The 21,683-nt window shown below is 71.4% G+C and carries 23 protein-coding genes and 1 pseudogene; 14 read left to right on the top strand and 10 right to left on the bottom strand.

Annotated elements, in window-relative coordinates:
• The first annotated feature begins 5 nt into the window (after positions 1-5).
• From F9C11_RS38345 to eccD, 3 genes are read left to right on the top strand one after another with little or no spacing between them, the layout of a single operon-like run.
• A complete protein-coding gene (locus F9C11_RS38345; protein WP_409182235.1) occupies positions 6-497 on the top strand; it encodes a hypothetical protein in 492 nt (163 codons plus the stop codon).
• On the top strand, positions 490-813 hold the full coding sequence (locus tag F9C11_RS38340; protein ID WP_409182234.1) for a YbaB/EbfC family nucleoid-associated protein: 324 nt from the start codon (positions 490-492) through the stop codon (positions 811-813). Before F9C11_RS38345 ends, F9C11_RS38340 begins: the two co-directional genes overlap by 8 nt.
• Positions 810-2,186: a type VII secretion integral membrane protein EccD gene (gene eccD, locus F9C11_RS38335; protein WP_409182233.1), complete on the top strand. Its 1,377-nt coding sequence runs from the start codon at positions 810-812 to the stop codon at positions 2,184-2,186. Before F9C11_RS38340 ends, eccD begins: the two co-directional genes overlap by 4 nt.
• On the opposite strand, the gene F9C11_RS38330 is transcribed toward eccD, so the two are convergent.
• Positions 2,176-3,129, bottom strand: coding sequence for an Lrp/AsnC family transcriptional regulator (locus F9C11_RS38330; RefSeq protein WP_409182232.1), 954 nt, complete (start codon positions 3,127-3,129; stop codon positions 2,176-2,178). The two genes, eccD and F9C11_RS38330, sit on opposite strands and share 11 nt — an antisense overlap.
• Before the next feature lie 95 nt (positions 3,130-3,224).
• Between F9C11_RS38330 and F9C11_RS38325 the strand changes: the two genes are divergently transcribed.
• Complete coding sequence (locus F9C11_RS38325; protein WP_409182231.1) at positions 3,225-4,544, top strand: MFS transporter; 1,320 nt, start codon at positions 3,225-3,227, stop codon at positions 4,542-4,544.
• Here F9C11_RS38325 and F9C11_RS38320 read toward each other — a convergent pair.
• Complete coding sequence (locus tag F9C11_RS38320; RefSeq protein WP_409182230.1) at positions 4,489-5,442, bottom strand: helix-turn-helix domain-containing protein; 954 nt, start codon at positions 5,440-5,442, stop codon at positions 4,489-4,491. The genes F9C11_RS38325 and F9C11_RS38320 overlap by 56 nt on opposite strands.
• Positions 5,443-5,527: 85 nt before the next feature.
• On the opposite strand from F9C11_RS38320, the gene F9C11_RS38315 reads away from it, so the two are divergent.
• Positions 5,528-6,112: an NIPSNAP family protein gene (locus F9C11_RS38315; protein ID WP_409182229.1), complete on the top strand. Its 585-nt coding sequence runs from the start codon at positions 5,528-5,530 to the stop codon at positions 6,110-6,112.
• Here the strand turns inward: F9C11_RS38315 and F9C11_RS38310 are convergent.
• From F9C11_RS38310 to F9C11_RS38300, 3 genes and pseudogenes are all read right to left on the bottom strand, one after another.
• The gene (locus F9C11_RS38310) at positions 6,051-6,818 is read right to left on the bottom strand and encodes a MerR family transcriptional regulator (RefSeq protein WP_409187072.1); all 768 of its coding nucleotides are present in this window, start codon (positions 6,816-6,818) and stop codon (positions 6,051-6,053) included. The two genes, F9C11_RS38315 and F9C11_RS38310, sit on opposite strands and share 62 nt — an antisense overlap.
• 252 nt (positions 6,819-7,070) lie before the next feature.
• Positions 7,071-7,199: pseudogene (locus tag F9C11_RS38305) on the bottom strand (IS5/IS1182 family transposase); the annotation flags it as partial.
• 251 nt (positions 7,200-7,450) lie between these two features.
• Positions 7,451-8,542, bottom strand: a complete 1,092-nt coding sequence (locus F9C11_RS38300; protein WP_409182228.1) for a type VII secretion protein EccE — start codon at positions 8,540-8,542, stop codon at positions 7,451-7,453.
• Positions 8,543-8,694: 152 nt separating this feature from the next.
• On the opposite strand from F9C11_RS38300, the gene eccB reads away from it, so the two are divergent.
• Genes eccB through F9C11_RS38285 form a run of 3 tightly spaced genes read left to right on the top strand, consistent with a single transcriptional unit; the run spans position 8,695 to position 11,461 of the window.
• Positions 8,695-10,101, top strand: a complete 1,407-nt coding sequence (gene eccB, locus F9C11_RS38295) for a type VII secretion protein EccB (RefSeq protein WP_409182227.1) — start codon at positions 8,695-8,697, stop codon at positions 10,099-10,101.
• A 38-nt stretch (positions 10,102-10,139) separates the two neighbouring features.
• The gene (locus F9C11_RS38290) at positions 10,140-10,811 is read left to right on the top strand and encodes a response regulator (RefSeq protein WP_409187071.1); all 672 of its coding nucleotides are present in this window, start codon (positions 10,140-10,142) and stop codon (positions 10,809-10,811) included.
• Positions 10,808-11,461, top strand: coding sequence for a response regulator transcription factor (locus tag F9C11_RS38285; protein WP_009074915.1), 654 nt, complete (start codon positions 10,808-10,810; stop codon positions 11,459-11,461). The genes F9C11_RS38290 and F9C11_RS38285 overlap by 4 nt, the downstream gene beginning before the upstream one ends.
• Before the next feature lie 7 nt (positions 11,462-11,468).
• Here the strand turns inward: F9C11_RS38285 and F9C11_RS38280 are convergent, their stop codons facing one another.
• Positions 11,469-11,870 (bottom strand): DUF302 domain-containing protein, encoded by a 402-nt coding sequence (locus F9C11_RS38280; RefSeq protein ID WP_409182226.1) that lies wholly within the window; start codon positions 11,868-11,870, stop codon positions 11,469-11,471.
• A gap of 36 nt (positions 11,871-11,906) precedes the next feature.
• A complete protein-coding gene (locus tag F9C11_RS38275) occupies positions 11,907-12,701 on the bottom strand; it encodes a carbon-nitrogen hydrolase family protein (RefSeq protein WP_409182225.1) in 795 nt (264 codons plus the stop codon).
• An 84-nt stretch (positions 12,702-12,785) separates the two neighbouring features.
• On the opposite strand from F9C11_RS38275, the gene hisD reads away from it, so the two are divergent.
• The 3 genes from hisD to hisB are packed head-to-tail and all read left to right on the top strand — an operon-like array spanning position 12,786 to position 15,813.
• The gene (hisD, locus tag F9C11_RS38270) at positions 12,786-14,111 is read left to right on the top strand and encodes a histidinol dehydrogenase (RefSeq protein ID WP_409182224.1); all 1,326 of its coding nucleotides are present in this window, start codon (positions 12,786-12,788) and stop codon (positions 14,109-14,111) included.
• Positions 14,108-15,217, top strand: coding sequence for a histidinol-phosphate transaminase (locus F9C11_RS38265; RefSeq protein ID WP_409182223.1), 1,110 nt, complete (start codon positions 14,108-14,110; stop codon positions 15,215-15,217). Before hisD ends, F9C11_RS38265 begins: the two co-directional genes overlap by 4 nt.
• Positions 15,214-15,813 carry an imidazoleglycerol-phosphate dehydratase HisB gene (hisB, locus tag F9C11_RS38260; RefSeq protein WP_409182222.1) on the top strand — a complete coding sequence of 200 codons (600 nt, stop codon included), beginning with the start codon at positions 15,214-15,216 and terminating at the stop codon, positions 15,811-15,813. The genes F9C11_RS38265 and hisB overlap by 4 nt, the downstream gene beginning before the upstream one ends.
• Positions 15,814-16,155: 342 nt before the next feature.
• Here the strand turns inward: hisB and F9C11_RS38255 are convergent, their stop codons facing one another.
• On the bottom strand, positions 16,156-16,893 hold the full coding sequence (locus F9C11_RS38255; RefSeq protein WP_409182221.1) for an MBL fold metallo-hydrolase: 738 nt from the start codon (positions 16,891-16,893) through the stop codon (positions 16,156-16,158).
• Positions 16,894-16,910: 17 nt separating this feature from the next.
• On the opposite strand from F9C11_RS38255, the gene F9C11_RS38250 reads away from it, so the two are divergent.
• A complete protein-coding gene (locus tag F9C11_RS38250) occupies positions 16,911-17,069 on the top strand; it encodes a hypothetical protein (RefSeq protein ID WP_162836028.1) in 159 nt (52 codons plus the stop codon).
• Positions 17,070-17,157: 88 nt separating this feature from the next.
• Here F9C11_RS38250 and F9C11_RS38245 read toward each other — a convergent pair whose 3' ends face one another.
• Positions 17,158-17,802, bottom strand: a complete 645-nt coding sequence (locus F9C11_RS38245) for a GNAT family N-acetyltransferase (protein WP_409182220.1) — start codon at positions 17,800-17,802, stop codon at positions 17,158-17,160.
• A 32-nt stretch (positions 17,803-17,834) separates the two neighbouring features.
• Positions 17,835-20,018, bottom strand: coding sequence for an MMPL family transporter (locus F9C11_RS38240; protein WP_409182219.1), 2,184 nt, complete (start codon positions 20,016-20,018; stop codon positions 17,835-17,837).
• 195 nt (positions 20,019-20,213) lie between these two features.
• Here F9C11_RS38240 and F9C11_RS38235 point away from each other — a divergent pair, with 195 nt between their 5' ends.
• A complete protein-coding gene (locus F9C11_RS38235; RefSeq protein ID WP_409182218.1) occupies positions 20,214-20,792 on the top strand; it encodes a TetR/AcrR family transcriptional regulator in 579 nt (192 codons plus the stop codon).
• 44 nt (positions 20,793-20,836) lie between these two features.
• Positions 20,837-21,652: a class I SAM-dependent methyltransferase gene (locus tag F9C11_RS38230; protein ID WP_409182217.1), complete on the top strand. Its 816-nt coding sequence runs from the start codon at positions 20,837-20,839 to the stop codon at positions 21,650-21,652.
• The last annotated feature ends 31 nt before the right edge of the window (positions 21,653-21,683 follow it).

The following is a 21,683-nucleotide window of genomic DNA, read 5'->3' as shown; positions in this document are numbered from 1 at the left end:
GCGCCATGGCGGACCTGGTGACGCTCCCGCTGGGCTTCGACGTCCCGGACGGCTGGACGCCGGTGCCGCCGATCGCGCCCGGGCTGGTTTTCGTTGCCGTGCACCCGGATCCGAAGGCGGACTTCACGCCGAACATCACGCTCGGCATCCAGCAGCGCCAGGATTCCCCGCCGATGAAGGACATCGCCGGCGAGGCCGTCGAACGGCTCGGCCGGACGATGGCGTCGCTGGACGTGCTCGACTGGCAGGAGGTCGGCGGTCCCGCCGCGCCCGGCTGCACCCAGACGGTGCGGATGCGCACCGGCGAAGGCCAGGAGCTGCTGCAGATCCAGGTGTTCCTGACCGTGCCCGGTCCGGCCGGGCGGGTCGTGCTGGAGCTGGTCTGCACGGCCGATCCGCGGGACGCGCGCCCGCTCGTCCCCGACTTCCGGAAGTTCGTCGCCAGCGTGCACGTCCGCCGGGAAACCCCGCAGGAGAAGGAGAACGACGGTGACTGAACCGTATGCCGTGCCGGACATGGACGAGCTGCTCGCGCAGGTCCGCAAGCAGACCGAAGAGGTGCAGCGGATCCAGCGCTCGGTCGAGGCGATGGAGGTCAAGGCCGCCTCCCGGCAGAACGAGGTGACCGTGACGCTGCGCGGCGACGGCCGGTTCACCTCGGTCGACATCGACCAGCGCGCGATCCGCGAGTTCGACGCGCGCACGCTGTCGGAGATCGTCCTCGAAGCGGTGAACGCGGGCCTGCAGAAGCTGGCCGAGGCGAGCAGCGCGAAGTTCGCCCCGGTGATCGAGGCGGCCAGGTCCCAGCAGTGAGCGCGCCGGCCGTCGCCGGGTCGACCCGGCGCGTCACGATCGTCACCCCGCGCGCCAGGGTGGACGTCGCGCTGCCGCAGCAGAGCACGTTCGCCGAACTGGTGCCGCAGCTGGTCCGGCTGGCCGGGGCGGCCGGGCAGGCGTCGGCCGAGCATCCGGGCTGGGTGCTGTCGCGGCTCGGCGGCGCGCCGCTCGCGCTCGGCCTCACCGTGGCCGCCGCGCAGGTGCGCGACGGCGAGGTGCTGCACCTGACCCCGCGCGAACGTCCGCGCGGCCCGCTGCTGTTCGACGACGTGGTCGACTCGATCGCGAGCGTCGGCGAATCCGCGTCGACCGCGTGGGGGCCGAAAATCGCCCGCCGGGCCGGGATCACGACGGCCGCGCTGCTGTTGTTCGCGGGCGGGCTGCTGATCCAGGCGTCGCTGGCGGGCAGCGTGCTCGCGCCGATCGGCACCGGGCTGCTCGCGATCGTGCTGCTGCTCGGCGGCGGCGCGCTGAGCCGCGCGTACGGCGATTCGGGCGCGGGCGCGGCCGGTGCGCTGGCCGGGGTCGGCGTGGCGTTCCTGGCCGGAATGTCTTTGCTGCCCCCGCATTCGGTGTTCTCGCTTTCTGCCGGACCGCTTGCCGCGGGGCTGGCCGCGGTGACTGTCTACGGCGTGCTGGCCGCGGTTTCGGTGGCGGACCGGCTGCCGTTCTTCGTCGCGGTCGTCGGTTCGGCGGGGATCGGCGCGATCGCGACCGGCGTCGTGCTGCTGACCGGTGCGAAGCCGGTGGCCGCGGCGGCTGTCGCGGCTGTGTTGGCGACCGCGTTGGCCGCCGTCGCGCCGATGCTCGCGTTGCGGCTCGGCCGGATGCCGCTCCCGCGCGTGCCGGACGACATGGAATCCTTCCGGGCCAACGAACAACCGTCGCTCGGCGCGGAAATGGCCGGCCGGACCACGTATGCGCAGGCGTTGCTCACCAGCCTGCTGGTGGCGCTCGGGCTCGTGGTGCTCGGTTCGTCGATCGTGCTCACCACGGGCGGGGCGTGGGAAGCCGGGCTGGCGGCGCTTCTCGGGACGGCGTGGATCCAGCGCTCGCGCGCGTACGCGGGCCGCACGCAACGGCTGGTGCTGGTCGCCTTCGGGCTTGTCGCGTTGCTGACCGCGGGTTTCTGGCTGATCGCGGCGAACCAGCGGATCGCGGTGCTCGCGGCGGGGCTGGCGTTGGTGCTGGCGGCGGTGGTGTCGCTGATCTACGCGACGCGGGTCGCGCGCGGGGTGCGGTCGCCCTATTGGTCGCGGTTGCTGGATGTCTCGGAGTTCTTGGTGTTGTTGTCGCTGGTGCCGTTCGTGGCGTTGATCGCGGGGGTGTATGAGGCGGTCAGCGGGTGAGTGGGCTGGCGGCTTTCAGCGTTCGCAGGACGGGTGCGGTTTCGCAGGAGCGGATGCCGGGCAGTGCACCGAGCCGGTGGATGAGGTAGTGGTGCAGGGCTGGGGGATCGGTGCAGAGGGCGTGGGCGAGGAGGTTGGTCGGGCCGGTGGTCGCGGCGACGACGGCTAGTTCGCGGTGGGTGGCGAGTTCGGTGGCGACGGCGTCGAGATCGGCCGGGGCCACCGCCATCCACAGCAGTGCTTGCGTGGTCGCGCCGAAGAGCCGGGCGTCGATTTCCACGTCGAAGTAAAGGGTTTCCGCGGCGCGCAGGTCGGCGATCCGGCGCGCGACGGTCGCCGCGGACCAGCCCGTGATGGCCGCCAGTTCGGTCTGGCCCAGGCGGCCGTCTCGTTGGAGTGCGGTGAGCAGGGGCTCGTCGGCTGTGGTCGCTTCGGCAGCCGTGGTGCGGGTTTCCGGTTCCAGCTGACGACGTTGGGCGTCGGTCAGGACCTCGGCGCGGCCGAGCCACGCGGTGGGGCCGCCGTGGTACAGGTGCAGCAGCTGGTGCGCGGAGACGGCGGTGATGCCGGTCGTGCGCGGGATGTCGTGCAGCAGCAGGCCGTGCTCAGGCGTGGAGCCGTTGGCGCTGTGCACGATGACGCAGATTTCCGTACCGCCGCCGGCGAGTTTGACCCAGGTCGTGTCGGTGCGGCGGACGAGTGCGTCAGCGACCCGCTGCGCGACCGCCGGCACGACGGTGAGCCGCACGAGCCACTGCGTCTGTCCGGCGCGATGCGGTGCGGCCAGCCCGACGACGCGTAGTCCGGCTTCGGCGCGCAGCCTCCGGTAGCGGCGCGCGACGGTCTGCGTCGAGACGCCCAGGACGGTGCCGATCCGCGCGAACGGGGCGCGGCCGTCGATCTGGAGCGCGTGGACGAGGGCGTGGTCGAGGTCGTCGAGCATGGCTCGATTCTGCACGAAACTGCCCGTAATGGAAGATTTCTGCTCGTTCGCGGCGATGGCTGGAATCTTGCCCGGCCGCTGCCCAGTCTGGCGGCATGAACGACGCACGCCGTTGGGCCGCGCTGGCGGTCCTGCTCGTCGCGGAAGCGATGAACCTCCTCGACACCACGATCGTCCAGGTCGCCGCCCCCGCGGTGCACGCCGAACTGGGCGGCGCGGCCAGCACGATTTCCTTCTACACCGCCGGGTACACGCTGCCCTTCGCGCTCCTGCTGATCACCGGCGGACGGCTCGGCGACATCCTCGGCCGTCGCCGCACTTTCCAGCTCGGAGTAGCCGGTTTCGTGCTCAGCTCGGCCCTGTGCGCGGCCGCGTCCAGTCCCGGGTTTCTGCTCGTTTTCCGGTCCCTGCAAGGAGCTTCGGCCGCTCTGGTGATCCCGCAGACGATCGGGCTGATCCGCGTCCTGTTCGACGGAGCGGCCCGGGCGCGGGCGCTCGGCATGATCGGCCCGGTGATGGGACTGGCCGCGGTGAGCGGTCCGGTTCTCGGCGGACTGCTGACCGACGCCTGGTCGTGGCGGTCGGTGTTCCTGGTGAACGTCCCGCTCGGACTCGCCGTGCTCGCCGCGTCCGGGCTGCTCACCGAAGACCGGTCCGCCTCCCGGCCGCGCCTTGACCTGCTCGGGACCGGCTTGGTCGTGCTGGGCGCGGGGCTCGTGGTCTACCCGCTGCTCACGGAGTGGAACGGATACCTGGTCGTCGCCGGGATAGTAGTGCTGGTGATTTTCGCTCTGCAGCAACGTTTTCGCGGCGGTCTTATCGAGCGAAGTCTCTTCCGCGGCCTGGGTTTTCCGGCCGGACTGGTGACGTCAGTGCTGTTCTTCGCCGTGATGACCGGCCTGACCCAAGTCGTCGTCCTGTTCCTGCAACTGACCCAGCATGCCGACGCCCGGACCGCCGGACTCTCGCTGCTGCCGTGGTCGTGCGGCCTGGCCGTATCGTCCTTTGTGGCCGGACGCTGGCTCGTTCCGCGCTTCGGCACCCGGATTCTCTTTGGCGGCGCGGGTTTCCTGGGGGCAGGGGTCGCCGGGATCGCGCTGGGCTGGCCGCTGCTGGTCGCGCTGGCGGTCGCCGGAACGGGGACCGGACTGTTCACCGTGCCGTTCTTCACCGCGGCGCTCGCGCTCGTCCGCCCCTCGGAAACGGGTTCGGCGGCCGGGCTGCTGAACGCGGTGCAGCAACTCGGCGGAACCGTCGGAGTTTCCGTGCTGACCACGGTTTTCCTCGCCGCCGACGTGACGGTCGCGTGCTGGACCGCGGTCGGCCTGACCGTCGCGGCCGGGCTGACCGCGCTCGGGCTCATCCGCGGAACGCGCGCCGATAGTCCGTCGGAGCTGTCCCCAGCCGGAGGGTGAAATGGCGGCGGAGGTTGGCCGCCGAACCGAGGCCGCTGCGTTCGCCGATCAGGCCGATCGGCAGGTCGGTGGATTCCAGCAGGCTGCGGGCGCGCAGGACGCGCTGGTCGAGCAGCCATTGCAACGGCGTGGTCCCGGTCGCTTCGTGGAACCGGCGGACGAACGTGCGCGGGCTGACCCCGGCTCGGCGGGCCAGCTGATCGACGGTCAGCGGCTGGTCGAGGTGGCGCGTCGCCCAGTGCAGCACCGGCCCGAGCCCGGCGTCGTCGGTCTCCGGGACCGTCGCGGAGACGTACTGCGCCTGGCCGCCGCCGCGATGCGCGGGCAGCACCATCCGGCGCGCGACCTCGTTGGCGACGTGCGCGCCGAGGTCGCTGCGCACGACGTGCAGGCAGAGGTCGATGCCCGCGCTGCGGCCAGCGCTGGTGAGGACTTGTCCGTCGTCCACGTAGAGCACCGACGCGTCCACCTGGACCCGCGGGTACCGCATGGCGAGCGTGGCGGCGTACATCCAGTGCGTCGCCGCGCGCCGGCCGTCGAGCAGCCCCGCCGCCGCGAGCGCGAAGGCGCCGGTGCACAGCGACACGATTCGCGCGCCTTGGACGGCGGCTTCCCGGATGGCGTCGACCAGGTGCGCCGGAATCTGTTGTCCATTTTGGACACACGCGTACGGCAACGCGGGCACCAGCACCGTGTCGGCGTCCTTGAGCGTGTCGAGACTGTGGCCGGCGTGCTGCCGGAAGCCGAATTCGGTGCGGGTTTCCGGCTTCGCCGCGCAGAACCGCAGCTCGTACCAGGGATCGGCGAGGTCGGTCCGGGCAGGCCCGAACACCTCGGCCGCGATGGCCAGCTCGAACAGCGGCATGTCGTCGACCAGCGCGACCGCGACGGTTCGCATGGCTGCGAGGATACGGCAGGAATTGTGCGAAAGGAGTCAGTCCTGCCACTCGATCTCGATGCGGCGAGGTGGCAGATTCGCTGCCGTGACCGTCGTGGAGCTCCGCCAGTACACCCTCCGGCCAGGGCAACGGGACGTGCTGATCGACCTGTTCGACCGCGAGCTGCTGGAACCGCAGGAAGCCGCGGGCTGCACGGTCGTCGGCCAGTTCCGCGACGAGGACGACCCGGACCGGTTCGTGTGGTTCCGCTCTTTCCCGGACCTGGCAGCCCGGCACGCCGCGCTGACGGCGTTCTACCTCGAAGGCGAGGCCTGGCGAAAACACCGCGACGCCGCGAACGCCACCATGCTGGACAGCGACAACGTCCTGTTGCTGCGCCCCGAGGTCGACTTTCCGGTGGGGCCGCGGCCCGTCGAGCCCGCGTCGCGGGTTTTGGTGCTCGTCGGCCCGGCTTCTCTTGCGTTGCCGGGGCCGCTCGCTTCCTTCGTCACCGAGCCCGCGGAGAACACCTTCCGCGCGCTGCCGGTGCGGGAAGGGGAGAACGTCCGGGTGGGGGTCTGGACGTTCCCCGATCTTGCCGCGTTGCGGGCTTTCGAACGCCAGCTGCCTAGGAACGACGAGGTACAGCGGCTGCGCTTGGCTCCGACGGCGCGGTCTGCGCTGCGCTGAGCCGTTGCGCGACGAGCTGGTCGAGGCGCTGCCAAGCCGGGCTGTCGAGATGCTTGGCGAGCAGTTCGACCACCTGGCGAGGCACCTTCCGGAAGTCCGGCAGATCGGAGGGCAACGTCATCCGCTGGCCGAGTTCGGCGGCCGCGTCAGCGATCGCGTCGAGCCGGGGATCGTCGGGATCCCACTCGATCGCCTCGTCGTACGCGCGGAGAACGGCGACATACTCCGGATCGTCCAGCAACGCGGTGCGGCTGACGAGGATGGCGCGGGCGACGTCGGGAGCCAGCGCGTACGCGAGGATCCAGCCGTCGCGGATCGCGTTCTCGTGGCGTTCGGACAGCCCGATCGGCTTCAGCCGCTCCAGGAACGCGACGGCTTCGGGCGGCAGGCAGAGCCGATCGGGCCGCCCGAGGTCCCGCAGCCGGGCACGGCGTTGTTCGAGCTGCCGGATCCGGTCGCGCAACTCGGCGTCGATCCGGGCGAGCGCGGTCTCGTCGGCGTTCAGCACCTCCGGGATGCGCGCCAACGGAACTCCCGCTTGGGCGAGCGCGACGATGCGGGCCAGGTCGATGACCGCCTGCGCGTCGTAGCGGCGGTATCCGGAGGCGTCGCGTCCGGGCTCGGGAAGGAGCCCTTTGGCGTGGTAGACGCGGACCGCCTTGGCCGTGACCCCGGCTTGGCGGGCGAGCTGGCCGATGGTGAGCATGGCCCAGTATCGCGCTTGACCTTGTCCCAGGGGCAAGGTTGGAGGCTGGCGGCATGCACGATTACGACACCCTGCGCGCGCTCGCCGACGAAGGGAACGAAACCGCACTGGAGCGGCTGCTTCGCGGGGATTCCTGAAGTACGTGAGGGAATCCCTGAGAGGGTGTTGTGGAACCTGGGTGGTTAGTCGTTGGTGTCTTGGGCTAGCGGCGGGCTGCTTCGGTTTCCATGGGGCCGTGGGGTTCGCTGTGTTTGCGAACTGGATCATGGCCTCGGCGTGTGCCGTCTTGCGTTCGTAGTGCGGGTCAAGCGTCTCCCGCCTCGTGAGCCAGCCGAAGGTTCGTTCCACCACCCGCCGTCGGGGCAGCACCTGGAACCCTTTCCATCCGCGTTGCGCGGCACCGCCATGATCTCGACGGTCTCGTTCTCGCGAGCCCAGGCCACGAGAGTGGCGTCTTTCGAGTTGACGTAGCCGCCGTCCGCGCCCAGCAGTCCGCTTGCACACACAGACGCACACCCGGCCCGATGATCACCACACCGAACCGGCTGCCACCACCGACACACCGAGCCGATCACCAGGTTCCACAACACCCTCTCAGGGTTTCCCTCATGGACTTCCCGGCGGGTTGGGTTTCAGGTCAGCGCGAGCGGCAATGTCCGCCGCACCGCAGCCGCGTGCCCGCCGTGCAACGGAACCGCCGAAACTCCCTGCGGCACGGGTGCTTCCTCGGCTCGCGCGCCCACCCGGATGGTCAGCTCCAGCTTCTCCCGCCCGCCCGGCGTCCGTCGCAGGGTCGCGGACGTCGCGGTGAACGCCGCGCCGGGCACGGCTACTCCCAACGTCCGCGCGAGACCGCGCGAGGACCGCGGCGAGTAGCACGTCTGCGTGAGCCCGCCCCATTTCCACGCGCGCCAGAAATCCCCGTCGGACTCCGGATTGCCGGTCGAAACGCCCAGCGCCACCCGCAGTTCGTTGGTCAGCTCGCCGGCCTCCAGCACCGTCGACGGGAAGCCCGCCTCGGCCAGCGCCACCATCAGGCTCAGCGCCGCGCTCGCCGTGCTCCGCAGCGCGCCCAGTTCGCCGCCGCCGCGGGCGAGGGCGGCGATCGGCGCGTCTTCCGGGCGGTAGCGCACCGCGAGCCAGCGCACCCGGTACACCCGCGAATCCCGGGGCACCGCCCAGGTCAGCAGCTGCACGGCGGCCAGCGGGATGTCCGGGTTCTGGAACGTGGTGCGGAGGATGGCCAGCAGCTCGTCCGTCGACGGCTCTCCGGGACCGGGCGTGAGACGGACGATCGCGCTCCAGTCGCCGTCGACCTCGGCGACGCCGAAGCGGTTGCCCGCACGGTCGACGTGCTGCCGCACCTTCACCGGACCGGCGATGCGCAGCAAGGCGTCCGGACTGTCGCGGCGGCTGTCGTGGCGACGCAGGCGATGCGCGAGCCACGTCCACGTCCAGCTGGCGAAATGCCGTCCGCCGACCCGTACCGAAGTCGTCACCACCAGCAGGCCGGCCAGCACGGCGACGGTGATCCGCATCGGCTGGGCCAGGCCGTGGACGGTGAAGGCGAGCAGCAGCGCCAGCGCGGCGATCTCCCATCCGGCCGCCTGCAGCGGGCGGATCGGCAGCAGCCACGGCCACGGCGCGGTACCCGAAATCCCGGCATGCCCGCCGGCGCCGGGGGCGCGGGCAGGCGCCGGGGCTGGCGGCGCGGACACGGACAACGCATTCCCCTCTTCCCCGGGCAGCGACCCGGCCCCGCGAACGCTAGCGTCCCCGCGCGGGCGCGTGGGCGTAAAAATTACCCTCGTGCGCGTCCGGGGAGCTGTTTAGCCTGCGCGGGAAGCGGTGGTGATCTCCAGGGGGCCGGGACAGCGTGTGGACGCAGCGGGACCAGATCCAGGCGTACCAGTTCCTGCGCCGCCGTCTCGTGTCCGCGCTCGTCGCCGCGGACGCCAACCATCCGGTGTCGCCCAGCCGCCGGCTCGTGCTCGGCACTGTGCTCGGCATCGGCGCGGCCCTGCTCGTGACCGCGGTGTTCGGCGTGATCGGCCTGGTCAGCCCGTCCGGCGGGAAGGACTGGCTGGCCGGCGGCAAGGTGATCGTCGAGGAGGACAGCGGGGCGAGGTTCGTGCTCGGCGCGGACGGCGCGGTGCACCCGGTGCTCAACTACTCCTCGGCCCGGCTGCTCGCCGGCGGCAACGGCCACGAGACCGTCACCGTCCCGGCCGAAAAGCTCGGCACGGCCCCGCGCGGCACGCAGATCGGCATCGTCGGCGCGCCGGATTCCTTGCCCAGCACCCTGATCACCGCCCCGTGGACCAGTTGCAGCCGCACCACCCAGGACGCGCCCGCGTCGGCGGAACCGCTCGTCGCCGTCATGCTGGAAGCGGCCGCGACCGGGGTCGAGCTGCCGCGCGATTCGGGCGTGATCGTCCGCGTTCCGCAGGGCGGCCGGTTCCTGCTCGCGGGCGGCCACCGGTACCGGCTGAGCGACGAAGCCGCGGCGGCCCTGCAATTCGACAGCTACCCGACGATCAGCGTGTCCGCGCGCTGGATCGACACCGTGCCCGCCGGACGCGACCTCGGCGAGATACCGGTCGAGGGAGCGGGAACCCGCGGCCCGCGCGTCGGAACGCAGGAGACGCGCGTCGGCCAGGTGCTGTCGGTCGTCGACCCGATGGCCGGGCCCGCCAACGCCTCGACCTACTACCTCGTCCGCCCGGACGGTCTCGAACCCGTCGGCCAGACCGAAGCCGCGCTGCTCGTCACGACCCCGGCGAACGAATCGGCGTATCCGGGCCGCCCGGAACCGGCGCGGGTCCGCGCGGCGGACGTCGCGGCGGTGAAGAAGGTCAGCGAACCCCGCTCCGGCGGCGCGGACCCGGCGGCGTACCCGGACCGGATCCCCGGCAAGGCGCCGATCACCGGCAGCGCGGTGACCCTGTGCGCGCAGAACAGCCGCGTGACGGTCTCGGCGGACCTGCCGGTCCCGCCCGGCGCCCGCGCGCTGCCGGTGCAGAGCCGGACGGACGCCCGGGTCGCGGACGTCGTGTACGTCCCTCCCTCGCGCGGCGCGGTCGCGACCGATCCCGGGTCCGGCACGATTTATCTCGTCACCGACACCGGCCGGAAATATCCGGTGGCGGACAAGACGGCGCTCGCCTCGCTGGGCTACGGTTCGGAGTCCGGGCATCCGGTCGCGGGCGGGCTTCTCGCGCTGATGCCGACCGGCCCCGCGCTGGATCCCGCCGTGGCCGGGCAGCCTGCGGGAACGGGGTGAGCGAACCGGTGACCACGACAGCGCAGCGACCCAGCGACGTGCCGGACCGCCCCGAATCCCCGGCTCCGGGCAGCATCCAGGTCGCCGTCATCGAAGACCACCCGCTGTACCGGCGCTCGGTGGAACGCGTCCTCGCCGAGGCACCGGACGTGGAACTGGGCGCGGTGGTGGACTCGGTCGCCCGCTTCCACGTCGCGCGGCAGCCGCCCGGAAGCGTCGTCCTGCTCGACCTCGGCCTGCCGGGCGTCGCGGGCGCGGCCGCGGTGCTCGAGGTCGCCGAGCTGGGCCATCACGTGCTGGTGGTGTCCGCACAGGCCGAACCGGAGACGGTGCTGGCCGCGATCGCCGCCGGGGCCAAGGGATTCCTGTCGAAGGACGTCGACGTCGACGAGCTGCTGATCGCCATCCGCGCGGTCGCGGGCGGCGGCGCGTACGTGTCGGCCGTCGTCGCCGGGATGATCATCAAGGACAACACCGACCGCCCGGTCGCCCGGCCGGAAATGGAGCTGTCGCCGCGCGAAGTGCAGGTGCTGCGGCTCGTCGCGGCGGGCGAACGGGACGTCGACATCGCGCGGATCCTCGACATCGGCGTCCGCACGGTGCGGGGCTACCTCGACCGGATCCGCGACAAGACCGGCGAACGGCGGCGCCCCGGCCTCGTGAAGGAAGCGATCCGCCGCGGGCTGGTGGGGAAGGAAACACTGAGGTGAAAGCCGACGAGGGGCGGCGCCGGAGCGGACCCATCCAGGTCGGGGTGATCGAAGACCACCCGCTGTACCGGGACGCGGTCGCGCGCGTGCTGAACGAGGCCCCGGACATCGAACTGGGCGCGGTAGCCGACTCCGTGGCGCGCTTCGCGGTGCAGGACCAGCCGAAGGGCAGCGTGGTCGTGCTCGACCTGAAACTGCGCGGCGTCCAAGACGCGGCGGCGGTGCTCGAGGTGGGGCAGATGGGGCATAAGGTGCTGGTGGTGTCCGCACACGCGGAACAGCCGGAGGTCCTGGGCGCGATGCAGGCGGGGGCTAAAGGCTTCCTGTCGAAGGACGTCGACGGCGACGAACTGCTGCGCGCGATCCGGACCATCGCGGAGGACAACGCGTACGTCTCGCCGACCTTGGCCGGAATGATCATCCAGGACAGCGACGAACGGCACGCGGGGCCGAAGATCGTGCTGTCGGAACGGGAGAAACAGGTCCTGCGCCTGGTGGCGGCGGGGGAGCGGGACGTCGACGTCGCGGAAATCCTGGACATCAGCGTCCGGACGGTGCGGTCGTATCTGGACCGGATCCGGGACAAGACCGGGGAGAGGCGCCGGGCGGGGTTCGTGCGGGTGGCGATTCGGGAAGGGTTGCTGCGCTGAGGTTTCCCTAGGGAGTCACTGCCTGCTGGACCAGACCGGCCAGGCCGGACTCGATGGCCGCGAGCGCTTGCTCGCTTCCGGCGCCGAGTCCGTGCCGGTCCGCGAGCCACCTCGCCTCGTTGTAAGTCAGCCAGGTCTGGCCCGCTTCGTCCTGCCACGCGAGTGCTTTCACCGGGAGATCGATGCCGCTGGTCTGCCGGTCCTGCATGAGCGGCGTGCCGCCCTTCGGATGGCCGAAGATCAGCAGTTCGGTCGGCCGCAGTTCCATTCCGGCCCGGGCCGCGTTGCCCGCGTGGTCGATCCGGGCGAACACGAGCAGACCCGCGCCGGTCAACGCGGTCTCCAGGCGGTCGATCGTCACTCCGACGGGCCAGGGGCTGGCGACCGTGAGCATGCCGTGGCCGGACATTTCTTCCTCTCGCCGCTCAGATCCTGGCCGGGGGATTCACAACCGCCGGTTGGCCAGCGCCCCGGTAGCCGTCCGGGCCTTGCCCGCCACCTCCGGCTCCACGTCCACCACCAGCATCTCCGGCCCGGCCCCAGCCTGCGCCTCCACGCGGCCGAACCCGTCCGCCACCAGCGAGTACCCGATCCCCGTCGGCGCCTTCGGATTGACCTCCACCCCGGTCACCGAAGGATCAGCCTGTCCGCAAGCCGCCACCCAGCAGCCCGAGTCCAGGGCCCGCGCTCGCACCAGGACTTCCCACTGCTCGCGCTTCCCGGCCCCCGCGCCCCACGACGCCGGGACCGCCACCACGTCCGCCCCGTCGTCGGCCAGTCGCCGGAACAGTTCAGGGAACCGCAGGTCGTAGCAGGTGGCGACGCCGAAGACCGTGCCCTCCGCGGAGAACGTCACGACCTCCGAGCCCGGCGCGACGGTGTCCGATTCGGCGAATCCGAACGCGTCGTAGAGGTGGATCTTGTCGTACCCCAGATGCTGCCCCAGCCCGGTGATCAGCAGCGTGTTCCGCACCCGCCCGTCGTCCGCGGGCGTGAACATCCCGGCGATCACCAGCACGTCGTGTTCCGCGGCGATCGCGGACACCGCCGACGCCCACGGGCCGTCCAGCTGCTGCGCCACCGGGGCGAGCGGGCGGCCGAACCGGGCCATCGTCGCCTCCGGGAAGACCGCCACGCGCGCGCCGGCGGCCGCCGCGGCCTCCACGCCGGAGCGAACCGTTTTCAGGTTTTCTTCCGGGTCGTCGCCCGAGTTGAGCTGGCACAACGCGATCCGGGGCACACGAGCCTCCCTGGTCCGGGGACAGCGGGTCTTCACCGAGTATCCCTGCCGGGAGCGCGCGGGCCACCTCGTACCCTGGTGTCCATGTTGAACCGCACCGACCTGCGCGGGCAGGTCCCCTCCGCTGCCGAGCTCCGTGCCGCGCTTCCGCGCGCCGAGTACGACGTGGACGCGGCGCTGCATCAGGTCCGGCCGGTGGTCGAGGCGGTCCGCGACCGCGGGGTCGAGGCGGTCCTCGAGTTCACCGAGCGGTTCGACAAGGTGCGCCCGGAGACGGTCCGGGTGCCCGCCGAGGAGCTGGCCAAGGCGCTGTCCGAGCTGGACCCGCAGGTCCGCGCCGCTTTGGAAGAGTCGATCAAGCGCGCCCGGAAGGTGCACGCCGACCAGCGCCGCCAGGACGTCACGACGCAGGTCGTGCCCGGCGGCACGGTCACCGAGCGCTGGGTGCCGGTCGACCGCGTCGGCCTGTATGCGCCGGGCGGGCTCGCGGTGTACCCGTCGACCGTGGTGATGAACGTCGTCCCGGCGCAGCTGGCCGGCGTGCGCTCGCTGGTGGTGTGCTCGCCGCCGCAGGCCGCGTTCGGCGGGCGGCCGCACCCGACGATCCTGGCCGCGGCCGCACTGCTCGGCGTGGACGAGGTGTGGGCGGTCGGCGGCGCGCAGGCGGTGGCGCTGGTCGCGTACGGCGGCGTCGACACCGACGGCGCCGAGCTGGCCCCGGTGGACATCGTCACCGGGCCGGGCAACATCTTCCTCACCGCGGCCAAGCGCCTGGTCCGCGGCGTGATCGGGATCGACTCCGAAGCCGGTCCGACCGAGATCGCGATCCTCGCCGACGAGACGGCCGACCCGGCGCACGTCGCCGCCGACCTGATCAGCCAGGCCGAGCACGACCCGCTGGCCGCGAGCGTCCTGGTGACCACGTCCGAGGAGCTGGCCGACGCCGTCGAGGCCGAGCTGGCCGGGCGCGTCGCCGCGACGAAGCACTCCGAGCGGGTCGGCCAGGCCTTGGGCGGCAAGCAGTCCGGCGTCATCCTGGTGTCCACTGTGGACGACGGACTCCGCGTGGTCGACGCGTATGCCGCCGAGCACCTGGAAATCCAGACCGCGAACGCCCGCGAGGTGGCCGCGCGGGTGCGCAACGCCGGGGCGGTCTTCGTCGGCGCGTACGCCCCGGTTTCGCTGGGCGACTACTGCGCGGGCTCGAACCACGTGCTGCCCACCGGCGGATTCGCCCGGCACTCCTCGGGCCTGTCGGTGCAGAGCTTCCTGAAGGGGATCCACGTCGTGGACTACTCCGAGGACGCCCTGCGCGAAATCGCCCCCCGCGTCGTCGCCCTCGCGAACGCCGAAGACCTGCCCGCGCACGGCGAAGCCGTCACCGCGCGTTTCGAAGGAGACGGCCGATGAACGAAGCCACCCCCGGCGGCGAGATCACCCTCGCCGACCTCCCGCTGCGCGAGGACCTGCGCGGCCGCACCCCGTACGGCGCGCCGCAGCTGGACGTCCCGATCCGGCTCAACACCAACGAAAACCCGTACCCGCCGCCGCCCGAGCTGGTCGCCGACGTCGCCGAGGCCGTGCGCGCCGAAGCCGCGTCGCTGCACCGGTACCCGGACCGCGACGCGGTGGCGCTGCGCACCGAGCTGGCGGACTACCTGACGGTGTCCACGCGGGTCGTGCTGTCCGAGGCCAACGTGTGGGCGGCGAACGGGTCGAACGAGATCCTGCAGCAGATCCTGCAGGCGTTCGGCGGTCCCGGCCGCACCGCGCTGGGCTTCGAGCCGTCGTACTCGATGCACCCGATCATCGCGACCGGCACCCGCACCGACTGGCTGCCGGTGCCGCGCCGCGCGGACTTCTCGCTCGACACCGTGCAGGCCGCCAAGGCGGTCGCCGAGCGCAAGCCGGACATCGTGTTCGTGACCAGCCCGAACAACCCGACCGGCGGCTCGATCCCGCTGGACCAGCTGCGCGGCGTGCTCGACGCGGCCCCGGGGATCGTGGTGGTGGACGAGGCGTACGCGGAGTTTTCCTCGCAGGCCAGCGCGATCGAGCTGATCGCGGAGTACCCGGCGAAACTGATCGTGTCGCGCACGATGAGCAAGGCGTTCGCCTTCGCCGGCGGGCGGCTGGGCTACCTCGCCGCCGCACCGGCCATTGTGGACGCTCTGCAGCTCGTCCGCCTGCCGTATCACCTTTCCAAGATCACCCAGGCGGCCGCCCGCGCCGCCCTCCGGCACGCCGACGCCACCCTCGCGTCGGTGCACAAGCTCTCCGCCGAACGCGACCGCGTCGTGGAAGCCTTGCTGGGCTTGGGATTCACCCCGGTGCCGAGCGACGCCAACTTCGTCCTCTTCGGACAGTTCAGCGACGCGCCGGCCAGCTGGCAGTCCTATTTGGACCACGGCGTGCTGATCCGGGACGTGGGCATCGAAGGCCACCTGCGGGTGACCGTCGGCACCCCGGAAGAGAACGACGCTTTCCTCGAAGCGAGTAAGGAAGTCAAGCGATGAGCCGCGTCGGCAAGGTGGAGCGCACCACCAAGGAATCGTCCATCCTGGTCCAGCTGGACCTCGACGGGACCGGCCAGGTCGAGATCGCCACCGGCGTGCCGTTCTACGACCACATGCTCACCGCGTTCGGCGTGCACGGCTCGCTGGACCTGAAGATCGAAGCGACCGGCGACGTCCACATCGACGCCCACCACACCGTCGAAGACACCGCGATCGTGCTCGGCCAAGCCCTGCGCCAGGCGCTGGGAGACAAAAGCGGCATCCGCCGTTTCGGCGACGCGTGGATCCCGATGGACGAAACGCTCGCCCACGCGGCGATCGACGTGTCCGGCCGCCCGTACTGCGTGCACGTGGGGGAGCCGGAGCAGTTCACCACGTTCACGATCGGCAACAACTACCCGTTCGTGCTGACCCGGCACGTCTTCGATTCGCTGGCGTTCCACGCGCAGATCGCCTTGCACGTCCGGGTCATCCACGGCCGCGACCCGCACCACATCGCGGAAGCGGAGTACAAGGCAGTGGCACGGGCGCTGCGGGCGGCTACGGAACCGGACCCGCGGGCCGGCGGGATTCCGTCCACGAAGGGCGTGCTTTAACCGGGTTGTACGCGGAACACCGCGCGCCGTCAGCGAGGCCGCGCCCGGTGTCCCGCCGTCTTGGCCGCGGCACTGGCGACGGAGCTTGTCCGAGCCGAAGAAGCGGGAATCGACGACGCCGTATTCAGGTCGCCGACCTGCGAGGCGTGGTCGGCCAAGACGGTAGCGCTGATCATTCGTCCTGGCCGGGCGAAGCTCCGATCAGCACCCGCTGCTGGCTCGGCTTCGGCGGACTCCGTCGGCTCGACCCAGCGGGCCAGCACGAGAGAGTCCTCAAGGATCAGGCAGGGCGAGATTCCGCCCCTGAAACGAATCTGGCCGGGGGATCTCACGATCTGACAGTCACACGCGGAACACCGTGCGCGGCGCGGCATAGGCCACCGGCCCGGGAAAGTGTTCTGCGGCAAGGCGAACCGCGTCGCGTGGGGTGAGTGGGTGGCCTAGATGCGTGAGCACCAGCCGCGCAGCGCCCGCGGCCGCGCGGCCTGCTTCGGCTGGGGTCAGGTGTTCCGCGGAAGGCTTGATGCTGTCGGCCTCGCACAGGAACAGGTCCGTCCCCGTCGCCAGCGTGGTGAGCGCGTCGCAGGGTCCGGTGTCTCCGGAGTACGCGAAAGTCCGCGCCCCGTCGGTGATCCGCACTCCGAACGCCGGGAACCCGTGCGATACGGCCACCGATTCCAAGCGCAGGCCGCCGGCTCGGGTGCGGTGGCCGTCGTGCAGTTCCCGGACGGCGAACGCCTCCTCGATCGGCGCGCGGCCGGTATTGCTGAGGAACGCGGAGAGCCGCGCCGCGGTGCCTGGCGGGCCGTAGAGCGGGATCGGCCGTCGCAGGGTCAGGTCGGCGAACAACAGTGCGTACACCGCCGGCAACAGGTCCGCGACGTGGTCCGCGTGCAGATGCGAGATCCAGATCGCGTCCAGGTCCGCCGGCGAGACGTGTTCCTGCAGGGCGGCGAGGGTGCCGGGCCCGGCGTCGAGCCAGATCGCGGTGTCCTCGTGGCGCACCAGGTACCCGGAGCAAGGCGCGTCCGGGCGCGGGTACGGCGTCGCGCTGCCCAGTACCGTCACGGTGAAAGCCATGTGGCACGCTAACCCCTGTGAGCAAAGAGCTGATCGCGGTCCTGCTGCTGGCCCTCGGCGGCTTCCTGGCCGGCGGGGTGTACTCGCTGTGGAAGACCGCGAAGTTCTTCGCCGTGGTGCTGGGCATCGCGGCGGTGCTGGCGATCGGCGGGGCCATCGCCTGGCTCGTCAGCTGACCACCGCGGACCTCCTCCGCCGCCGGAGCGCGGCTCTCCCCGCGACCCATCCGCGGCTCCGCATCGCGAACCCCGGCATCCTCACCGGCTACGCCGCCAACGGCTGATAAATGCACTCGGCCAGCGTCGCGTGCTTCTTCCACCCCAATGTCTCGTACAGCGCCCGCCCGGCATCGGTCGCCCCGAGAACGCCGAGCACGGCCCCGTCCGCGATCGCGCGGTCGGCGAGCGAGCGCATCACGAACCCGCCCAATCCGCGTCGCCGGTGGGCCTCCTCGGTCGTCACCCGGTCCACGATCACCGCGTCGCCGACCCTCGCCATCTGGCCCTTCGCCGCCTGTTCGCCCGCCGCGTCCAGCATCCGGAGGAACGTGACGGCACCGCTGACCTCCACGGAAACCGTGTAGCCCTCCGGCGCAACCGGCCGCGTGGCCAGCAAATCCGTCGCCATCAGGTGCCCGGTGTCCTCCCAGGCGACCACCCAGCCGTCCGGGAGCCACGGCTCGATCGTCGCCGGCTCGGCGGGCGTTTTCAGCCACGTCCGAGGTTCGCTGACCGCGCCGGCGGCAGCGCGGACCAGCGACTCCTCAGCCTCCGGCAGGACGTGCCTGCCCACCTCGGCGGGATTGTCCGGCACCTCGACGTAAAGCCCCCACGGCTTCTCGACCGGCGGCGGTGTCCGCCGCGACAACGCCCATCCCGCTACCCACGTCCGTACCGTCTCTTCGATCATGAAAGCAGGGTACGAACCACCACCGACAAAAATCAGACTCGCGTGAGTTCGCGCTGGTCGTCGCCGGGCGAACCGAGTTCGCGGACCAGGCCCTCGCCTTCGACGTCGACGTTCGGCAGGATCCGGTCGAGCCACTTGGGCAGCCACCACGCGCCGCGCCCGAGCAGCGACATCACGGCGGGAACGATGGTCATCCGGACCACGAACGCGTCCACCAGCACGCCGAAGGCCAGGGCGAACCCAATCGACTGGATTAGCGTCGATTCGGCCAGCACGAACCCGGCGAACACCGAGATCATGATCAGCGCCGCCGCGACGACGACGCGCGCCCCGTGCCGGAACCCGGTCGCCATGGCCTCCTGCGGCTCGGCTCCGTGCACGTGCTCCTCGCGCATCCGGGTCACCAGGAACACCTGGTAGTCCATCGCGAGTCCGAACAGGACGCCGATCAGCAGGATCGGCAGCATGCTCATGATCGGTCCGGTCGAGGCGACCCCGAGCAGGTCGGTGAGCCAGCCCCACTGGAACACCGCGACCACCGCGCCGAAGGTCGCGACCACAGAGCCGAGGAAGCCGAGCGTCGCCTTCAGCGGCACCACGACCGACCGGAACACCAGCATCAGCAACACGAACGCCAGCCCGACGATCAGCGCGAGGTAGGGCAGCATCGCGTCGGACAGCTTCTGCGAGACGTCGATGTTGGCCGCCGTCTGGCCGGTCACCGCGAGACTGCCGCCGGTGCGTTCGGCCAGCGGCGCGGATTGCGCGCGGATCGCGGACACGAGGTCTTCGGTCTGCGTGCTGCTCGGGCCGCTCTTGGGAATTACCGTCAGCAGCGCGGTGTCCCCGGCCGGGTTGACCCGCGGCGGCGTCACGGCGGCGACGTCCGGCAGCTTGCCGATATCGGCGGCGGCCTGTTTCAGCGCGGCCGGGTCGTGGTTGGGCCCGGTGTCGACGACGACCAGCAGCGGTCCGTTCGCGCCCTCGCCGAAGCCCTTGCTGACCAGGTCGTACGCCTTGCGCTGAGTGGTGTCCGGCGCGGCGGTCGAGTCGTTGGGCAGGCCGAGCTGCATGCTCAGCGCGGGAATCGCGACCACGGCCAGTCCGACGAGCGCGGCCAGCAGCACCGGAACCCGGTGCCGCGCAACGAAACGCGCCCAGCGCTCACCGTGCGTCGGGCCTTCGGTGCGGCGGCGCACGCGAATCTTGCTGCTGCCCACGCGGGCGCCGGCGAACCCGAGCACGGCGGGCAGCAGCGTCAACGCGATGAGCACGGCGACCACGACGGTCGCCGCGGCGGCGACGCCCATCTGGCCCAGGAACGGAATCCCGACCACGGTCAGCCCGGCGAGCGCGATGATGACGGTGAGCCCGGCGAACACCACGGCGGAACCCGCGGTGCCGACCGCCCGACCCGCCGCTTCCTCGGGTTCGCGGCCCTCGGCCAGTTCGTGCCGGTACCGGGAAACGATGAACAGCGCGTAGTCGATGCCGACCGCGAGGCCGATCATCAACGCCAGCACCGGAGTGTTGGAGTTCAGCTCCAGCGAACCCGACGCCAGCATGATGCCCGCCATCCCGACGCCGACCCCGACCAGCGCGGTCAGCAGCGGAATCCCGGCAGCCAGCAGCGAACCGAACGTGATGATCAAAACGACCGCCGCGACCGCGACGCCGAGGCCTTCGGTGGCCCCGGTCGCCGGGATGCCCTGCACCGCGTCGCCGCCGTATTCGACCTGGTACCCCAGCTGCTTCGCGTGATCACCGGTGGCCAGCAGCGCGGCGCGGTCGGAGTCGCTGAGTTCGAAGCCCTTGACCTGGTAGCTGACCTGCGCGAGCGCGACCCGGCCGTCCGGCGAAACGGACTTCGCCTGGAACGGATCCACGACCGCGGCCACCTTCGGCGCGGACCTCAGCTTGCCCACCACGGATTCCACGGCCGCCTGGCCCGCCGGATCGGTGACCTGGCGCCCCGGCGGCGCGGCGATCGCCACGCGCGCGGTGCCGCCGCCCGCCGCGGCCTGCGGGAAGTGCTCGGCCAGCCGGTCGATCGCCTGCTGGGATTCGGTGCCCGGGATGGTCACCGAATCCGACAGCTTGCCCGACAGCGTGAGCGCGCCCGCGCCCAACGCCGCGAGGACAAGCGCCCAGACCGCCGCCACGAGGGCCCGGCGGCGGAACGACAGCCTGCCGAGCCGGTACAGGAAGGGTGCCACGAGTCGTCTCCGTTTCGCGCCCGAAGCGGGCTCTCCGCACTGGGAATCGCCCTTTCGAAGCTAGCCGTTCGGCAAGGGACTGCCAAGCCGATCGGCTAGGATGTGACTAGCCGCACGGCAAGTTTCGGGCTAGTCGCCCGGCAAGTACCATGAGGGGCCGCGGAGCAGCGCACTCCGCTTGAGGAGGAGGGCGCGATGACGACCGTCGAACCGGTCGCGGACACCCGGACGAGGCTGCTCGCCACCGCGCTGCGGCTGTTCTCGGAGCACGGCGTGGAGGGCACGTCGCTGCAGATGATCGCCGACGAGCTGGGCGTCACCAAGGCCGCGGTGTACTACCACTTCAAGACGAAGGCGGAGATCACCGAGGCGGTCGCGGAACCGGGCATCCGGGAGCTGGACGAGCTGGTCGTGGAGGCGGCGAAGCACCGGCGGCACAGTGCGCGCGTCGACCATCTGCTGGACGGTTTCGTGGATCTCGTGGTGCGGCACCGGGTGCTGGTCGCGTTGTTCTCCAGCGATCCGGGCATCGACGCGGCGCTCGCGAAATCTCGGCACGGCGTCGAAGGGTTCAAACAGGCGCTGATCTCGATCGTGGCCGGGCCGGAGCCGGACGTGACCGCCCGCGTGACGGCGATGGTGGCGTTCATCGGCATCGCGATGACCGGCGGTGCGCCCGATCTGGCCGAGGTGGACGACGAAACGCTGCGGCAGGAGCTGATCGGAGTGGGGCGGCGGCTGCTCGGCAGGCCGCGTCGTCGTCTCAGCTGCTGAGAGTTCTGTTGCAGTATTTGGGAATGCTCTTTTAACCTCGGAGCATGTCTTCGGAGAGCGCTTACGGGCAGGGGCACGCGGAAAGCGTTGTACGGTCTCAACTCTGGCGCTCCGTCGACAACTCGGCGGCCTATCTGGCGCCGGAGCTGCGTCCCGGGCGCAGCGTGCTGGACGTCGGCTGCGGCCCCGGGACGATCACGGTGGACCTCGCCCGCCGGGTGGCCCCGGGCGAGGTGGTCGGCATCGACGTGTCGGAAGCCGTTCTGGAGCAGGCGCGGGCGCACGCGCGGCGCGAAGGGGTCTCCAACGTCCGGTTCGAGCGCGCCGACATCACGACGGCCCCTGCGCTCGGCCGATTCGACATCGTGCACGCGCACCAGGTGCTGCTGCACCTGACCGATCCCGTGGCAGCGCTGCGGCACCTGCTGACGCTGGCCAAGCCCGGCGGAGTGGTCGCCGCCCGCGACACCGATTACGCCGCGGCGTTCTGGTGGCCGGCGGACTCGCGGCTGGACCGCTGGCAGGAGGTCTACCGCGCGGTCGCGCACGGCAACGGCACCGAGCCGGACGCCGGACGGCGATTGCTGGCCTGGGCGCACGCCGCGGGCGCGCGCGACGTCACGCCGAGCGCCTCCATCTGGTGCCATTCCACGCCGGAGGAACGGACGTGGTGGGGCGGCATGTGGGCGGAACGGATCCTGGACTCCAAGATCGCCGAGCAAGCCGTGGCGGGCGGGCACGCGTCCGCCGAGGACCTCCGGGAGATCTCCGAGGCATGGCGCGCGTGGGCAGCCGATCCGGACGGCTGGTTCTCGATCCCGCACGGCGAAATCCTGTGCCGCGTCGCCGAAACCGGCTGATTTCCGCTTCAGCCGCGCAGTTCCTCGGCGG

The organism is Amycolatopsis sp. VS8301801F10, assembly GCF_046195355.1.
Classification (GTDB): Bacteria; Actinomycetota; Actinomycetes; order Mycobacteriales; family Pseudonocardiaceae; genus Amycolatopsis.
Note: the sequence above shows the minus strand (reverse complement) of the source record. Positions and strands in the feature narration are given on the sequence as shown.

Excerpts from the sequence above, each read along its gene's own strand:
- F9C11_RS38345 (WP_409182235.1), top strand. The coding sequence starts at position 6 with ATGGCGGACCTGGTGACGCTCCCGCTGGGCTTCGACGTCCCGGACGGC.
- F9C11_RS38330 (WP_409182232.1), bottom strand. The coding sequence starts at position 3,129 with ATGCTCGACGACCTCGACCACGCCCTCGTCCACGCGCTCCAGATCGAC.
- F9C11_RS38325 (WP_409182231.1), top strand. The coding sequence starts at position 3,225 with ATGAACGACGCACGCCGTTGGGCCGCGCTGGCGGTCCTGCTCGTCGCG.
- F9C11_RS38320 (WP_409182230.1), bottom strand. The coding sequence starts at position 5,442 with ATGCGAACCGTCGCGGTCGCGCTGGTCGACGACATGCCGCTGTTCGAG.
- F9C11_RS38310 (WP_409187072.1), bottom strand. The coding sequence starts at position 6,818 with ATGCTCACCATCGGCCAGCTCGCCCGCCAAGCCGGGGTCACGGCCAAG.
- F9C11_RS38280 (WP_409182226.1), bottom strand. The coding sequence starts at position 11,870 with ATGTCCGGCCACGGCATGCTCACGGTCGCCAGCCCCTGGCCCGTCGGA.
- hisD (WP_409182224.1), top strand. The coding sequence starts at position 12,786 with ATGTTGAACCGCACCGACCTGCGCGGGCAGGTCCCCTCCGCTGCCGAG.
- F9C11_RS38265 (WP_409182223.1), top strand. The coding sequence starts at position 14,108 with ATGAACGAAGCCACCCCCGGCGGCGAGATCACCCTCGCCGACCTCCCG.
- hisB (WP_409182222.1), top strand. The coding sequence starts at position 15,214 with ATGAGCCGCGTCGGCAAGGTGGAGCGCACCACCAAGGAATCGTCCATC.
- F9C11_RS38255 (WP_409182221.1), bottom strand. The coding sequence starts at position 16,893 with ATGGCTTTCACCGTGACGGTACTGGGCAGCGCGACGCCGTACCCGCGC.
- F9C11_RS38245 (WP_409182220.1), bottom strand. The coding sequence starts at position 17,802 with ATGATCGAAGAGACGGTACGGACGTGGGTAGCGGGATGGGCGTTGTCG.
- F9C11_RS38235 (WP_409182218.1), top strand. The coding sequence starts at position 20,214 with ATGACGACCGTCGAACCGGTCGCGGACACCCGGACGAGGCTGCTCGCC.
- F9C11_RS38230 (WP_409182217.1), top strand. The coding sequence starts at position 20,837 with ATGTCTTCGGAGAGCGCTTACGGGCAGGGGCACGCGGAAAGCGTTGTA.